The following is a 14,798-nucleotide window of genomic DNA, read 5'->3' as shown; positions in this document are numbered from 1 at the left end:
AACCCTTTCCCTCGCGGCCTGCTGCACTGGCGGCAGGTTGGCGTGTGGACATCTGACTGGAGAATCCCGATGAGACCCTTTTGGCTGGAGCAAGCCTTGAAGGCCGATGCATCCGCAACTTGCCCTGCGCTGGACGGCGACACCCGCGCCGACGTCTGCATCGTCGGCGCCGGCTACACCGGACTCTGGACCGCGATCATGCTCAAGGAGCAAAACCCCGAACTCGACGTGCTGCTGATCGAAGCCGACATCTGCGGCGCCGGCGCCAGTGGGCGCAACGGCGGATGCGCACTGTCGTGGTCGGCCAAGTACTTCACTCTTGAACGGTTGTTCGGCGTCGAAGAAGCGGTGCGGCTGGTCAAGGAGTCGGAGCGCAGCATCCACGCCATCGGTGCGTTCTGCGAACAGTACGGAATCGATGCCGATTACCGCCTCGACGGCACTCTTTACACCGCGACCAATCGCGCCCAGTGCGGCTCGACCGACGCGGTGATCGCCGCGCTGGAACGCAACGGCATCAACTCCTTTACTCAGCGACCGGTGGCGGATGTGCAGCGCATGGCCGGGTCCGGCAAACATCTGGAAGGCTGGTTTTCCCCGGCAGCGGCTAGCGTACAACCGGGCAAACTGGTGCGCGGCTTGCGCCGGGTGGCGTTGCAACTCGGTGTGCGGATTCATGAAAACACCGCGATGACCGGGCTGGAGGAGGGCACGCCGGCGGCGATTCACACTCCGAGCGGCGCCGTCCGTGCAGATCGAGTGGTGTTGGCGATGAACGCCTGGATGGCCCGGGCCTTCCCGCAGTTCGAACGCAGCGTGGCGATTGTCTCCAGCGACATGCTGATCACCGAACCGCGCCCGGAGTTGCTCAGTGAAATCGGCTTGACCAGTGGCGTCACGGTGCTTGATTCGCGGATTTTCGTGCACTACTACCACAACACCCCGGACGGCCGGATCATGCTCGGCAAGGGTGGCAACACCTTCGCCTACGGCGGGCGGATGTTGCCGGTGTTCGATCAACCGTCGCCCTATGCCGGTCTGTTGCGCAGCAGCCTGACGGACTTCTTTCCGGCATTTGCCGAGGTCAAGGTCGAGGCCACCTGGAACGGTCCCTCGGATCGTTCGGTCACCGGTTTGCCGTTCTTCGGCCAGATGAGCGCCAGCGGCAATGTGTTTTACGGCTTCGGTTACTCCGGCAGCGGGGTCGGGCCGTGCCATATGGGCGGGCAGATTCTTGCCTCGATGGTGCAAGGCCTTGATAACCCGTGGACCCGCTCGCCGCTGGTCAACGGGCCGTTGGGTTACTTCCCGCCGGAGCCGATTCGTTACCTGGGTTCATTGATGGTGCGCAACGCCATCCGCCGCAAGGAACACGCCGAAGACCACGGCCACCGGCCACGGCGTCTGGACGTGCGCCTGGCGAAATTCGCCGCGGCGGCGGGGAAGGCGGATAAGGGGTGAGCCACAGGGTTCTTTTAAACCCTGACACCGAACCTGTGGTGAGGGCGCTTGCTCCCGTTCGGCTGCGAAGCAGTCGTAAAGTCAGCCAATGCGGTGCGCCTGACAGAATGCCGGGGGCCGCTTCGCAGCCCAGCGGGAGCAAGCTCCCTCGCCACAGGTGTTCGATGTTGGCTCAATCTCTAATCTAATGTGGGCATCAGGGTATATCCGGGCGATTGACCAGCCAATCGAGCAGCAGGCGGGTGTCGCCGCGCGGTGGCGGGGGGCGGGTGAGGTGTGGGGGCGGCAGGCTTGAGCCGGTGCAAAGGATCGGTCGGTCCGGGTCGCTGTCGAGAAAACTGATGTATACATCAGTGCCGGCAGCGGGGAGCCTGGACGAGTCGTCGGACGCACCGATGGCCACTGGCAGCCACAGGCCAACCGGCTCCTGCTCAGCCAGTCCCGGCCACAGGCTGACCTGAATCCGGCCCTGTTCATCGAGCGCCGCCGGTTGTCCGGGCTCGCCCAGCACTTGAGCGGGTTGAAAGCCGGGAATGTTTGGCCTGAGTTGTTTGAGCGCGGGCCGGAACACCGTCGACCAGGGAATGGCGCTAAACCGGTTGCAGTAGCCGGGGACTGCAAAGGGTTTGTCTTGAGCGAGGATCGAGGGTTGTTGCCCTTGGTGCCGGATCTCGGTGAGCAGCCATTGGTCGTTGAAGCTCGCCACTGGGTGTTGCTCCACTTGCACGATACGTCCGCTGAGTAATCCCGTCTGATCGCTTTGGCCATGGACCTGCCGGTGTTGGCAGCGCAGCCGTTCCAGCGTCCGACGACTGCGTTGCTCGCCGTGCAGTTGCCCGGCAGCAGGGCGCGTGCTCAACAGGTTTTTACCGATCAGCGGATGATTGGCTGCGCCAAAGCTGACGGCGGCGCAGCTTCTGTCGTGAATCAATCTCTGCGGCAGGATCAGCGGCGAGTCATGGCGTTGGAACAGTTCTCGGATCGCGGCAAAGGCCGGCTCCTCAAGCGGATCGCCATGGAAAGGTGTCAGCACCGGGGCCTGGGGGAAACTCTGGCTATCATCGGCCAGCACCAGTACATGCCCGTCGCGGCGGTGTTCGAAGTGATAGTGAATGCCTTCTTCTTCGCAGAGCCTATGCAGCAAGGCCAGATCGGTTTCTTCGTATTGAATGCAAAAGGGCCGTACCGGGTAGTGCCCGGTGCTGAGTTCAAAGCGGTAGCCGTACTCGGGCAATGCGTGTTCTTCCAATAACTGGCGCAAAATCGCTGGCACGTTGAGCTGATGGAATACCCGTCGGGTGCGCTGTTGTTCAAGGCGTTGCAGGTACGGCACCAGCACCAGTCGATAGCCGATCCGGTGCGGGCCACGGTACTCGCGACTGGCACTGTGCAAAATGCCGTGAATGCCCTGGCCATCACCGAGGCTCAGAAAGGCCTGTCGTTGCAGCAGTCGCTCGAGGTTCATTGCCGGGGCCAGGCCGATCACTTCGATGTCGAACCGATAGGGCTGATTGAGGCTTTCATAGCCACTGAACTGCAGCACTTGCAGACTCAAATCATCCTCGACGAGGGTCAAGGTGAAGGGACTTTCCTTGTCGTTGTGCATCGCGTGTGCTTCTGCCATGTCATACGGGGCGCAGAGGGTACGAAACCACAGCCCTGAATAGTCATCGCAAATCGACTTTTCAGAATCCTCCTACAAGCACTGTTGAAGATGTCGACGCGTCCTGTCGGTGTACAGGATGGAATTTTTGGTCGATTGCCGACTTTAGGCCGTATAAACTTGCCGCCATGCGTCGGCCAATAGATGTCTCGGCGCCACAGATCAAGAGAGTGAGTAATGGGCGCACAGTGGAAGGTTAAACACAAAGAAGCGGCATCCAACGCCAAGGGCAAGATCTTCGGCAAACTGGTGAAAGAAATCACCATTGCTGCGCGTAACGGCGCTGATATCACCACTAACGCACACTTGCGTCTGGTGGTTGAACAGGCCAAGAAAGCCTCGATGCCCAAGGAAACCCTCGATCGCGCGATCAAGAAAGGCGCGGGCCTGTTGGGCGAAACCGTGCAATACCATCGCGTGACCTACGAAGGCTTCGCCCCGCATCAGGTGCCGCTGATCGTTGAATGCGTGACCGACAACATCAACCGTACCGTCGCTGAAATCCGCGTGGCATTCCGCAAGGGCCAATTGGGCGCGTCCGGTTCGGTGTCCTGGGACTTCAACCATGTCGGCATGATCGAGGCGTCCCCGGACAGCCCTGACGCCGATCCGGAAATGGCCGCCATCGAAGCCGGCGCCCAGGATTTCGAACCGGGTGAAGAAGAGGGCACGACCCTGTTCCTGACCGAGCCTGCAGACCTGGACGCGGTGCAGAAAGCCCTGCCTGAGCAAGGTTTCACCGTGTTGTCGGCCAAATTGGGCTACCAGCCGAAGAACCCGGTCAGCGGTTTGAGCGACGAGCACATGGCTGAAGTTGAAGCCTTCCTCGAAGGCCTCGATAACCATGATGACGTGCAGGACATGTTTGTCGGGTTGGCGGGTTAAGCGTTTACAGCATTGACAGCTTTGTTGTTTGACAGGCCGTCTTCGCGAGCAAGCCCGCTCCCACAGTTGATCTGTGTTGGTCACACATTATGTGCACGACACAAAACCACTGTGGGAGCGGGCCTGCTCCGGGCGGCGATCCGACGAATGACTGCGAAGCGGTCACCGGCCATTCAATTCCCGCACAATCTCGCTAAAGCCCGGCCGCGCCAGTACATCTGGCTGACAGCAACGCTGCTCAAGGTCCTCCAGCGTCACCCGATCTGCATCGCTCAAGCCTGAGTCGATGCGCGCCAGCAGTTCCCCTAACAGCACCCCGAACGCCCGCACTTCGATCCGTTGCAGCGCGCGAGTTTCAAGGTTGTCCGTGGTGGCGTGGAAAGACGCACCGCCAAAGTCGCCCAGCAGACAGTCACCGTGCTCGTTCCACATAATGTTGTGGCCGTAGAGATCGCCGTGGGTGATGCCTTGTTCGTGCAAGTGCTCTGCCGCGCTAGCGATGCCACGGGCGATGCGCAATGCCACGTCCGCGCTGAACCGCGTGTCATCGGTGTAAACGTCACGGCTGCAGGACGCCAGGCTTGGCAACGCCGCGAGGTTGCGATAACTCGGGTCAATCAAATGCATCACCAGCCCGGCCTGGGCTTGCGGATGGTCGACAATTCGCCCTTCGATGCGGATCAGGTTGGGGTGCAGGCCTGCGGTGATGCAGGCGTTCATTTCGTGTAGCGGCGAGCCATCGCTGGTCATTTCGCCTTTGTACAGTTTTACCGCGACCTGAGTATCCGCTTGCCCCGGTCGTTGCCAGGTAGCGCGATGAATCACCCCCGAAGCGCCTTCACCGAGTTTTTGCTCAAGGTGCAGCTCTGACCACGGGATGCTCGGCGTGGCCTCAAGGGCGGCCGCATCGGCTTCGGTTTCCAGCGGGTTACCGGCGTAGGCCAGCCAGGTCAGGGCCGGCAGGCTCAGCAGCCACTCAGGCAGTTCGGTGAAGCGGTTGGCCGAGATGCGCAACAGTTCCAGTCGATGGCATTGAACCAGGCTTTCGGGCAATTGCTGCAAGTGGTTGCCGGCGAGCATCAGTTTTTGCATGAGCGGACGTTCACCCAACTCGGTCGGCAGTTCGCTGATGCGGTTGTCGGTCAGGATCAGCCAGCGCAGCGAGCGGCGGCAGGGCGGCGGCCGGCACCCGTTCGATGCGGTTGGCCCTGAAGCCGATCATGCTCAGCGCGGCGCATTGACCCAGGCAGGCCGGCAGCTCGGTGAACTGGTTGTCCGAGCAGAACAGAATTCGCAGACGAGTCAGGCGGTGCAGGTCGTCCGGCAGGCTGCTCAACGCGTTGCCGCTAAGGTTGAGTATCTCCAGCGAATCCGCCAGGTCGAAGATTTCCCGGGGAACTCGGTCAGGCCGCAGACCAGGTCCAGACGGGTGATGCCTGCCAGCTCACCGGCTCGCAGTTGTGCAAGGGTATTCATGAACGAATTCGCTATTGATCGAGTAGTAGGGCGCGGGGCTCTGAGAATGGGCGACATGATAGCGGGAAGTTGTGGTGCCGGGCAGGCCGCCTTCGCGAGCAAGCCCACTCCCACAGTTATTTTGTGTCGTACACATAATGTGTGATCAACACAAATTCCCTGTGGGAGCGGGCTTGCTCGCGAAGAGGCCGGCAGCCAATCCGAAAATCTATTGGTTAAACCAGTTCCCGAACCTCCACCAACTGCCCCAACCGGCTACGTGTCCGCGCCAGGTCAATGGCATCCCCATCCAGACTTTCCCGCAACGAACGCTGCCCCAATAGCACCAAATGTTTGTCCTGATCGTACAAAACGTCGATCAGGTTGATAAACCGTTGCTGCGCCGCGATCGAACAATCGTTGAGGCTGGGCAGTTCATCGATGACCCAGTGATCGAAACGCCGGCACAGTTCCAGGTAATCCATCACGGCGGTGGGGTGGTCGCACAGATCGCTGAAGGTAAAACCGACGGCTCGCCCTTCGCAGTACCGTGCTGGCAGATGCCGTGTTCCGACCGGCAACGCCAGGGGCAAAGCACTTTCAGGCAGGTTCAACGCCTGACGCTGGGCTTGCGTCGCCGGCCAGACGTACCGGCCCTGGGTAAACACCTGCTGGGTATGGGTTCGCGCCTGACTGCGATAGTCATGAGGACCGCCGACTTCCAGGACCTGCATGCGCGTGTTGATCAGGTCGATCACCGGTTTGAAACGCGCATGGTAGAGCGGGTTCGGCAGCAAACCTTCGGGTGGGTAGTTGGAGGTCACCAGCAGCAGGATGCCACGGCGGAACAACGCCTTGAACAGCCGGGTGATGAGCATCGCATCGCCGATGTCGTGGACGTGAAACTCGTCGAAACACAACACCCGACAATCCAGCAACAACTCATCAAGGGTGTTCGCCAAGGGATCAGGTTGGTCACGATGGCTGAACATGCCCTGATGCAGCTGCGCGAAAAACTCATGAAAGTGCAGGCGCTGTTTTTGCGCGAGGGGGATGGCCTGGAAAAACCCGTCCAGCAACCAGCTTTTACCGCGACCGACAGCGCCGTACAGGTAAAGGCCGGGCAGGTTTTTCGCCGATGCACCCAGCAGCGTTGTCGCATGTTGCGCCATACAGTCGATCACTCGCTGCTGGCTGTGGCTTAGGGTGTAGCCCTGGGCGAGCGCCTTATGGTGAAAGTAGTCGTGGATGACTCGATGGCTGGCGTTCCCGCTGGCAGGCGACGCAATGGCTTTGCCGAGCAAACGGCGCAGCGCGGGCCAGCGTATGAGTCGCGAACGGATTGGCGGTAGAACGGCCACGATAATGTCACCCCTGGGTTCTTCAGGCCGGCTCAGCGAGCTGCGGCGCAGTAGTGTAACCAAACGGGGAATCGCCCCACCACTCGTGTTGACATAGCCATTGCATAGTCAGACAAAAACCTGCGGGTTGTACAGCTTGTTTCCCGTCGGTGTATCAGCGTTTTTCCAACAATTCGATACACAACCCCACCACATTGAGCGGGCCGACGGAGCCCCATGACTGGCGAATTCCCGTTGCGTTGCTAACCTGATTTTCAGAAGTCACCCTCACAAGGAATGAGGCCGTGAATGGAGTTCGGGTATTGGCAACGCTGAGCATGATGCTCGGCACGCAAGCGCTGGCCGCAGAACTCCAGGTGGAGGTGCGCGTCGACGTGCAGCGTGGCTGTCAGTTAGTGGGGCAGCAACGCAGTGCGGGCGTCGAGCAACTGGGGGTGCTGGACTTCGGCAGCACCTCGCGGCTGGATGACCCGGCCGGGCCGTTGGGCGCGGCGTTGATGAATGAGCATCTGCCGCGTCTGGAATGCAACCCCGACACGCCTTATCAATTACGCGTCGATGGCGGCCAGCACGGTGGCGTCGGCGATGTGCGTTACATGGCGGGTTCCGCCGAACACAGCAAACCTATCCCTTATCGGCTCTACCAGGACCCCGCGCGACTGATCCCGCTGGCGGTGAACGTCCCGATAAGCGGCCGCGTGCCGGATAACGGTTCCGTGGATTTACCTTTGTATGCCCGTATCGAACGGCTGGCGGAGATTCCCCGTGTCAGCCGTTATTCAGACCTGGTGAAAGTGACTGTCACCTGGTAGCAGCAACTGTGCAACTTGCCCCCGATGGAATCGGGTGGCGCAGGGAAGGGGGCGTTCCTCGTTGAACGTTCGGGTTTTGGCGTCCTGAGGGAGTTGGGATTAGCACGATGACAAGCAAGCACTGGATGGTTATCGCCGTGGGCGTACTGTTTTTGCTCGCCGAGGGCGCCCAAGCGGCGGTCAGCGGGCAGATCCACGCGCGGCTGGTTATCATCGCCGGTTGCGAAGTGACCAATGGCGCCAGCCCCGGCAGCCCGGTCAGCGATTTCGGCAGCCTGGATTTCGGCCAGCAAGGCCCGACCTGGACCAAGCCGATCAAGGCCAGCCTCAGCGACGATGGCAGCGGCAAGCTGAATGTCGCCTGCAACCCTTCGGTCACCGGGTTCACCGTCAGCATCGACGGCGGCGCCCATGGTGACGGTACGACCCGACGCCTGAGCAACGGCAGCCAGACCCTCCCTTATCAATTGTTCCTCGATGCCTCGGGCAGTCAGAGCTACAGCATCGGCCAACAACACAATTTCGCTGTGAACAGCGCTGCGCGGATACCTATCCCGGTATTTGGCTCGGTGGTGGCGAATACCCGCGCGGTTCCGGCCGGTGTCTACACCGACACCCTGACGGTGACGCTCGATTGGTAAACCCGTAGAGGACGGACACCATGCACATGCTTGTATCAAGGATCGGTTTGTCATTGCTCGGCCTGGCGCTGGTGTCCAGCGCTCAGGCCGCAACCACCGTTACCGGGCAGATCAGTTCCACGCTGATCCTGACCAGCAGTTGTCTGGTCAACGGCACGGCCGGTACCACTGGACTTAATTTCGGTACCGTGAACTTCGGCACCACCACCAGTTTGTTCACCGAAGCCGACGGCCAGGTGCTGGGCGGTGGTGGCGGGGCGCTGTCGGTTCAGTGCTCCAGTGGCACCTCGCCAACCATCACCGTCGGCGTTGGCAGCCATGACGCGCAGTCCACGGGTGGCACCCGAGCGTTATACGACGGCGTCGCCAATTACGTGCCTTACGACTTCTATACCGACGCCGCTCACTCTCAACTGCTGGCCATCAACGGTGTGATCAACCTGACCGCCAGTACCGGCCAGACGCAGGCGGTGAACATCTATGGCAAAGCCGTGGGCAAGGCGGGACTGCCGGCCGGCACCTACACCGATACCGTTTCAGTCCAACTGACCTTCTAGTGCGATGGCCCGCCATGGCTGTGCGGCGCTGCTCCTGCTGTGTGCGGGCAGTGTGCCGTTGCCGCTGGCGGCGGTGACGAGCCAGAGTTTCCAGGTCAGCGCCACGGTGACCGCCGGTTGTCTGGTGGTGGGCGGGGTCTCGAACTACGGCAGCCTCAACTTTGGCAGCCTGTCGGCCTTGGCCACCAGCACGGTGCAGGTGTCATTGACCGGTGGCGTGCAGTTGCAATGCACGCCGGGGGTGACCCTGAACATGACCGTCGATGGCGGTCAGTACAACAGCAGCGGGCGGCACATGCAGCTCACGACCGGCAGCAACCGGGTGGCGTACTCGCTGTTTAGCGATGCGGCATTCAGCCAGAGCCTGGGGATCGGCCAAAGCGTGGCGGTGGCTTACACCGATGCGAACAACATCAGCCTGCCGATTTACGGTCAGGTGCAGTTGCCGGGCAATCAGCCTGGGGGGACGTACAGCGATGTGCTGCAGGTGCAGCTGTCGTGGTAATGCGGCGTTTTGAAAAGGAGCAGCACATGTGGTCACAGGTCTTGCGCTGTACGGGGCTGGCGATGGTGTTACTCGGGACGGTCAAGGCACAGGCCGCCAGTTCGGTGCTGATCTGGCCGATCGATCCGGTGCTGGAGGCCGATCAACAGGCCAGTGCCTTGTGGCTGGAAAACCGTGGCAGCGAGACCGCCAACCTGCAAATCCGGGTGTTCGCCTGGAGCCAGAGCGGCTTCAACGACCAGTACCAGAACCAGCGCGACGTGATCGGCAGCCCGCCAGTGGCGAAGATCGAACCGGGCCAGAAACAATTGGTACGACTGACCCGCACCCGGGAGATACCGCCGGGGCAGGAGCTGGCTTACCGCATCATCATCGACGAAATCCCCTCGGCCAAACCGCCTGCTGCTGAAGATGGCAAGACCGCTGCGGCGATCCGTTTCCAGATGCGTTATTCGGTGCCGTTGTTTGCCTACGGTGCCGGGTTGTGGAGCAAGGAGGACACCACCCGCCAACGTGATCCCAAGGGCATCGGCCTGCCGGACCTGAGCTGGCGCACCGTGGCGGTGGACGGTCGTTCGTATGTGGAGGTGCGCAACCAGGGCGCGGTACATGCGCGATTGACCGATGTCGCGCTCAAGCAGGGCGGCCAGACCAAACCGCTGGTGGAAGGTTTGCTCGGTTATGTGTTGCCCGGCGCAATCATGCGCTGGCCCGCGCCGGGGCCGATGGCCGGGGACCCGGCGTTGCAGGTGCGGGTGAATGGGGCGAGCCAGGTGCAGAGCGTCGCACCACAGCGGTGATTCCAGGGCTTTTGGGCTTTTGTGGCGAGGGGGCTTGTCGGAACGCCGCATCGCCCCGTTGGGCTGCGCAGCAACCCCCAAAACCCGGCAGCGCGGTGTGTCAGATGTCGCGCGATGAATGGATTACGACTGCTGCGCAGCCGAACGGGAGCAAGCTCCCTCGCCACAGGTTTAGCGCACACATAGCTGGAATAAAGGAGGGCAGAGTCCATTGACGGACATAAAGCGCGAATGAGCCAGCGTTGGGCTCGCAGTTTCCAGTGTCCGTTGTGGGCGGCGACCTGCGCGTGTTGGCTGGTGATCATCCCTCTAGCCGAGGCCGGCGACTTGCCGCCTCCGCCCAGCGGCATGGAGGCCGTGGCCGATGCACAGTTGTTTCTGGAGTTGGTGGTCAATCAGATGAATACCGGGCGAGTCGTGGCGGTGGATCAGCGGGGCGGGCGATTTTTTCTGCCAGCCTCGGCGCTGCGCGACAGTGGCATGAAACTGCCGGAAAACATCAGCGCCGAAGTTGACCTCGACAGCTTGCCGGGCCTGCACAGCGAGTACGACAGTGTCGGTCAAAGGCTACTGCTCAACGTGCCGCCGGACTGGTTGCCGGAGCAATTCGTCGGCAACCGCCAAGCCTACCCGCGCACCCCGGCACTCAGCAGTTTCGGGGCCTTGCTCAACTACGACCTGTACCTCAACGACACCGATGATGCCGGCACCTACCTCGCGGCATGGAACGAAGTGCGGCTGTTCGACAGTTGGGGCACGCTGTCCAACACCGGGCAGTACCGCCGCACCTTGTCGGGGGAGGCGGTCAGCACGTCGAACAATGGCTATCTGCGCTACGACACCACTTGGCGCTACTCCGATGACGAGCGGCTGCTGACGTATGAGGCCGGGGACCTGGTCAGCGGCGCCTTGCCCTGGAGCAGTTCGGTGCGCCTCGGCGGGGTGCAGTTGTCCCGTGACTTCGGTGTGCGCCCGGACCTGGTGACCTACCCGTTGCCGCAGTTTGCCGGTGAAGCGGCGGTGCCGTCCTCGGTGGATTTGTTCATCAATGGCTACAAATCCAGCAGCGCCGACCTGCAACCGGGGCCGTACACCCTGACCAATATTCCGTTCATCAATGGCGCCGGCGAAGCGGTCGTCGTCACCACCGATGCCTTGGGCCGGCAGGTCTCGACCACGGTGCCGTTCTACGTCACCAGCAGTTTGCTGCAAAAGGGCTTGAGCGATTTTTCCGTGGCCGCCGGGACCTTGCGTCGGGACTACGGCCTTCGAGATTTCGGCTACGGACCAGGCGTCACGTCCGGCAGTTTGCGTTACGGCCTGAGCGACAACTTCACCCTCGAAAGCCACGCCGAAGCCTCGGACTCCCTGACCCTTGGCGGCTTGGGCGGCAACCTGAGGCTGGGCAATTTCGGCGTCCTCAATACCGCGCTTAGCCAGAGCCAGTTCGACGGCGAAAGCGGCCAGCAATTGAGCCTCGGCTATCAGTACAGCAGCCAGCGCTACAGCTTCTCGTATCAACGTATGCAACGACGTGATCAATACGCCGACCTGACGGTGATCGACACCCCTTACACGACCCTGAGCAAACGTAGCGAACAGGCAACCCTGAGCCTTAACCTTGATTCCTGGGGCAGCCTCGGTGTCGGTTATTTCGACGTGCGTGCAGCGGACGAATCGCGTACCCGTTTGCTCAACCTGACCTGGAGTAAACCGCTGTGGCGCGATACCAGTTTCTATCTGTCGGGCAACCGCGAAATCGGTGACAGCAACTGGGCGGTGCAGGCGCAACTGGTGATCCCGTTCGACCTGCACGGCAGTCTGGCGATCAGCAGCGAACGCAGTAAGACCGGGCAAACCCAGCAGCGGGTCAATTACAGCCGAGCCGTGCCGACCGAAGGCGGGGTGGGTTTCAACCTCGGTTACGCTCAGGGCGACGCGCCGACTTATCGTCAGGCCGACCTGACCTGGCGCCTGCAATCGGTGCAATTGCAAGCCGGGGTCTACGGCACCAGCGAGGCTGAAACCCGTTGGGCCGATGCCAGCGGCTCGTTGGTCTGGATGGACCGTCAGTTGTTCGCTGCCAACCGGATCGACGATGCATTTGTAGTGGTCAGCACCGACGGCTATGCGGACATTCCGGTGCGCTACGAAAACCAGTTGGTCGGCCAGACCGACCGCAACGGCCACCTGCTGGTGCCGTGGAGCAGCGCGTATTACCGCGGTAAATACGAAATCGACCCGCTGAACCTGCCAGCCAACGTGCGCAGCCCTAACGTCGAACAGCGGATCGCAGTGCGGCGTGGCAGCGGTTATCTGCTGGAGTTTCCGTTGAGCCGGATAGTCGCCGCGAGCATCGTGCTGGTGGATGCACGGCAGCAAGAATTACCCCTGGGCAGTGGCGTCGTGCATGAGCAAAGCGGCACGCAAACCGTGGTCGGTTGGGACGGGCTGGTGTACCTGGAAAATCTTCAGGCGCAAAACAGTCTGCGGGTGACCCTGGCCGACGGGAAGACCTGTCAGGTGCAGTTTGCCGTGGACATGAAACAGGATCAGATTCCGTTGATCGGGCCGTTGGTGTGCAAATGAAGGGGTTGGCATTGCTGGCGCTCTGGCTGCCGGGTTCGGCGTGGGCGTTGTGTTCGGTGGTCAGCACCTCGCCCGTGGCGTTCGGCTCGTTGAGTTCGATTGCGGTGCGCACCACGTCGCAGTCCAGCTCCACCACCAATGCGGGGTTGAGTTGCACCGGGTCGTTGCTTTCATTGTTAACCAGCACCGACCATTTCTATGCCACGGTCACCTCCACGCAAACCGGGTTGCTCGGCCCGACCGGCGACATCATTGGCTACACGCTGTACGGCAACAACTCCACCAGTTACCCACTGACCCGCGGTGTGGCGTTCGACTTCGCCCGTAACGGCATTATCGATTCGCTGGGTTTGCTCGGCAGCGTGGTGCCGAAAACCGTGCCGATTTATCTGGGGACGACCATTGGCAGCAACGTCGCGGCGGGCATCTATAGCGAAACCCTGAGCATTGCCTGGAGCTGGAATTACTGTTCCGGCATCGGCATTGGCAGCGTGTGCCTGGGGCGTGACATCGGCAGCGGCAACACCACCCTGACGGTTAACCTGACCGTGGCCAACGACTGCACTATCACCGCGCCGAACATCAGCTTCGGCAGCGCCCCGGTGATCAGTGCGTTTACTGCGGTCACCGGCCAGACCATCAACCTCGCTTGCACCAAGGGCAGCGCTTATACCGTGGGCCTGAGTGATGGTCAGCAAGCGATCAGTGTCGGTGGGCGACGGCGGATGATTTCCGGCAGCAATTACCTGGCCTACGACATCTTCAAAAGCGCCGGCACCACCCGTTGGGGCAGTGTCGGTAGTGCGCGCCGGGCCAGTTCCGATGCCGAGGTCAACCCTGGCAACGGTTTGGGCACCGGGAGTCAGGTCTTCAATTACAACGCCAAAATCTACACCGACCAGACCACACCGCCAGCGGGGACGTACCTCGACAGCGTAGTGCTCGACGTCGGTTTCTGACTTTGTGCAAACCCCTGTAGGAGCCATGGGTGTGTGGGGGTTGCCTGCTAGCGCTCGATACTCCGATTCCACCGCGCATTCCACGCCGGACGCTGTTCATTCACCTGGTCCCAATCAATCGCAATCGCGGTCTCAAGATACTGCTTCATCGCCTCAACCTGACCACGCGTCTTATCAGTGGTCGGGGTGTTAGGGTTGGACGGGATCTGGTCGCCATCTTCAAGCGCAGCCGCTTGTGCGTCTGGTGTCAGCAGGAACGCCGCGAGTTTCTGCGCCAATTGCGGCTGAGTGTTGTTGGCGATCGCACATTCGGCGACGTTGAGCACCACGGCGCCTTCCTTCGGCTGCGCATATTCCACCGGCATGCCCTTGAGTTTCAGCGCTGTGACTTGAGTCGGCGTCAGCGGGAACAGCGCCGCTTCATCGGTTTGCAGCATCTCGGAAATCTTCGCCGAGCTCGGGATGTACTCCAGCACGTTGCGCCCCACGGTGTTCGGCCAGGCCTTGAAGCCCGGTTCGACGTCGGTTTCGCTGCCGCCCTGGATCCGGTTGAACATCAGGAAACCATGGAGGCCGAAGGTCGAGGAGGCCATCGACTGGAACACCACTTTGTCCTTGAAACGCGGGTCGGCCATGTCCATCCATGAGGTCGGCGCGGCCCAGCCTTTTTCCTTGAACAACCGCGTGTTGTAGGCCAATCCGGTGACGCCGAGGCTGACGGCTACGGCCTGCTCCTTGATGCGGCCCTTGGCCGGAATCTGCGCCAGGGTCGGGTTGTCTTCGAGTTTGTCGCACAACCCCATGGAGATGGCGCGGTACATGATGCCGTCGTCGAGGAACATCACGTGCAGCTGCGGATTGCCCTTGCTGGCCTGGACCTTGGCCAGGATGTCGGCGGAAGTCCCTGGCACGATCACCACTTTGACGTTGTTGGCTTTCTCGAAAACCGGCAGCACCTTGTCGGCGTAAAGCCGCTCCATGGTCCCGCCGTTCATGCCCAGGTAAAGCGTTGGTTCGGCCTGGGCCTGAGTGACCGTGAGCAGGGCGCTCATGCAGGAGAAACCGAGCAGTGCAGTGCGTTTGAGGTTATTCATTGGCGCGACCTTCCTC

General features: G+C 61.3%; 12 protein-coding genes and 1 pseudogene. 9 read left to right on the top strand and 4 right to left on the bottom strand.

Annotation, left to right across the window (positions count from 1 at the left end; all coding sequences use genetic code 11):
• Positions 1–63 precede the first annotated feature (63 nt).
• Complete coding sequence (locus RHM58_RS30715) at positions 64–1,461, top strand: FAD-dependent oxidoreductase (RefSeq protein WP_322270925.1); 1,398 nt, start codon at positions 64–66, stop codon at positions 1,459–1,461.
• 196 nt (positions 1,462–1,657) lie between these two features.
• Here RHM58_RS30715 and RHM58_RS30710 read toward each other — a convergent pair whose 3' ends face one another.
• Positions 1,658–3,067, bottom strand: a complete 1,410-nt coding sequence (locus tag RHM58_RS30710; protein WP_322269028.1) for a type VI secretion system Vgr family protein — start codon at positions 3,065–3,067, stop codon at positions 1,658–1,660.
• 234 nt (positions 3,068–3,301) lie between these two features.
• Here RHM58_RS30710 and RHM58_RS30705 point away from each other — a divergent pair, with 234 nt between their 5' ends.
• The gene (locus RHM58_RS30705) at positions 3,302–4,009 is read left to right on the top strand and encodes a YebC/PmpR family DNA-binding transcriptional regulator (protein WP_201204694.1); all 708 of its coding nucleotides are present in this window, start codon (positions 3,302–3,304) and stop codon (positions 4,007–4,009) included.
• Between the two features lie 162 nt (positions 4,010–4,171).
• Here RHM58_RS30705 and RHM58_RS30700 read toward each other — a convergent pair.
• Both RHM58_RS30700 and zapE read right to left on the bottom strand, forming a co-directional pair.
• Positions 4,172–5,485 (bottom strand): annotated as a pseudogene (locus RHM58_RS30700) (leucine-rich repeat-containing protein kinase family protein).
• A 215-nt stretch (positions 5,486–5,700) separates the two neighbouring features.
• On the bottom strand, positions 5,701–6,825 hold the full coding sequence (gene zapE, locus RHM58_RS30695) for a cell division protein ZapE (RefSeq protein WP_322269027.1): 1,125 nt from the start codon (positions 6,823–6,825) through the stop codon (positions 5,701–5,703).
• A gap of 317 nt (positions 6,826–7,142) precedes the next feature.
• Between zapE and RHM58_RS30690 the strand changes: the two genes are divergently transcribed.
• From RHM58_RS30690 to RHM58_RS30660, 7 genes are all read left to right on the top strand, one after another.
• Complete coding sequence (locus tag RHM58_RS30690) at positions 7,143–7,637, top strand: spore coat U domain-containing protein (protein ID WP_207200324.1); 495 nt, start codon at positions 7,143–7,145, stop codon at positions 7,635–7,637.
• A gap of 107 nt (positions 7,638–7,744) precedes the next feature.
• Positions 7,745–8,278, top strand: coding sequence for a spore coat U domain-containing protein (locus tag RHM58_RS30685; protein WP_201204688.1), 534 nt, complete (start codon positions 7,745–7,747; stop codon positions 8,276–8,278).
• Between the two features lie 20 nt (positions 8,279–8,298).
• Entirely contained in the window at positions 8,299–8,835 is a 537-nt protein-coding gene (locus RHM58_RS30680; RefSeq protein WP_322269026.1) for a spore coat U domain-containing protein, read from the top strand.
• 4 nt (positions 8,836–8,839) lie between these two features.
• Positions 8,840–9,340, top strand: coding sequence for a spore coat U domain-containing protein (locus tag RHM58_RS30675; RefSeq protein ID WP_322269025.1), 501 nt, complete (start codon positions 8,840–8,842; stop codon positions 9,338–9,340).
• 26 nt (positions 9,341–9,366) lie between these two features.
• Positions 9,367–10,140: a molecular chaperone gene (locus tag RHM58_RS30670; RefSeq protein WP_322269024.1), complete on the top strand. Its 774-nt coding sequence runs from the start codon at positions 9,367–9,369 to the stop codon at positions 10,138–10,140.
• Positions 10,141–10,371: 231 nt separating this feature from the next.
• Positions 10,372–12,729 (top strand): fimbria/pilus outer membrane usher protein, encoded by a 2,358-nt coding sequence (locus tag RHM58_RS30665; RefSeq protein WP_201204680.1) that lies wholly within the window; start codon positions 10,372–10,374, stop codon positions 12,727–12,729.
• Positions 12,726–13,688 (top strand): spore coat U domain-containing protein, encoded by a 963-nt coding sequence (locus tag RHM58_RS30660; protein WP_322269023.1) that lies wholly within the window; start codon positions 12,726–12,728, stop codon positions 13,686–13,688. Before RHM58_RS30665 ends, RHM58_RS30660 begins: the two co-directional genes overlap by 4 nt.
• Positions 13,689–13,735: 47 nt before the next feature.
• Here the strand turns inward: RHM58_RS30660 and RHM58_RS30655 are convergent, their stop codons facing one another.
• Positions 13,736–14,782 carry an ABC transporter substrate-binding protein gene (locus RHM58_RS30655; RefSeq protein ID WP_201257130.1) on the bottom strand — a complete coding sequence of 349 codons (1,047 nt, stop codon included), beginning with the start codon at positions 14,780–14,782 and terminating at the stop codon, positions 13,736–13,738.
• Positions 14,783–14,798 lie beyond the last annotated feature (16 nt).

It is taken from the genome of Pseudomonas sp. 10S4, from assembly GCF_034344865.1.
In the GTDB taxonomy this organism is placed as follows: domain Bacteria; phylum Pseudomonadota; class Gammaproteobacteria; order Pseudomonadales; family Pseudomonadaceae; genus Aquipseudomonas.
This window is presented reverse-complemented; position numbering and strand designations above follow the sequence as displayed.

Bases quoted from the DNA above. Each gene is read 5' to 3' on its own strand.
- RHM58_RS30690 (WP_207200324.1), top strand. From the start codon at position 7,143: ATGATGCTCGGCACGCAAGCGCTGGCCGCAGAACTCCAGGTGGAGGTG.
- RHM58_RS30705 (WP_201204694.1), top strand. From the start codon at position 3,302: ATGGGCGCACAGTGGAAGGTTAAACACAAAGAAGCGGCATCCAACGCC.
- RHM58_RS30665 (WP_201204680.1), top strand. From the start codon at position 10,372: ATGAGCCAGCGTTGGGCTCGCAGTTTCCAGTGTCCGTTGTGGGCGGCG.
- RHM58_RS30660 (WP_322269023.1), top strand. From the start codon at position 12,726: ATGAAGGGGTTGGCATTGCTGGCGCTCTGGCTGCCGGGTTCGGCGTGG.
- RHM58_RS30710 (WP_322269028.1), bottom strand. From the start codon at position 3,067: ATGCACAACGACAAGGAAAGTCCCTTCACCTTGACCCTCGTCGAGGAT.
- RHM58_RS30670 (WP_322269024.1), top strand. From the start codon at position 9,367: ATGTGGTCACAGGTCTTGCGCTGTACGGGGCTGGCGATGGTGTTACTC.
- RHM58_RS30680 (WP_322269026.1), top strand. From the start codon at position 8,299: ATGCACATGCTTGTATCAAGGATCGGTTTGTCATTGCTCGGCCTGGCG.
- RHM58_RS30685 (WP_201204688.1), top strand. From the start codon at position 7,745: ATGACAAGCAAGCACTGGATGGTTATCGCCGTGGGCGTACTGTTTTTG.
- RHM58_RS30675 (WP_322269025.1), top strand. From the start codon at position 8,840: ATGGCCCGCCATGGCTGTGCGGCGCTGCTCCTGCTGTGTGCGGGCAGT.
- RHM58_RS30655 (WP_201257130.1), bottom strand. From the start codon at position 14,782: ATGAATAACCTCAAACGCACTGCACTGCTCGGTTTCTCCTGCATGAGC.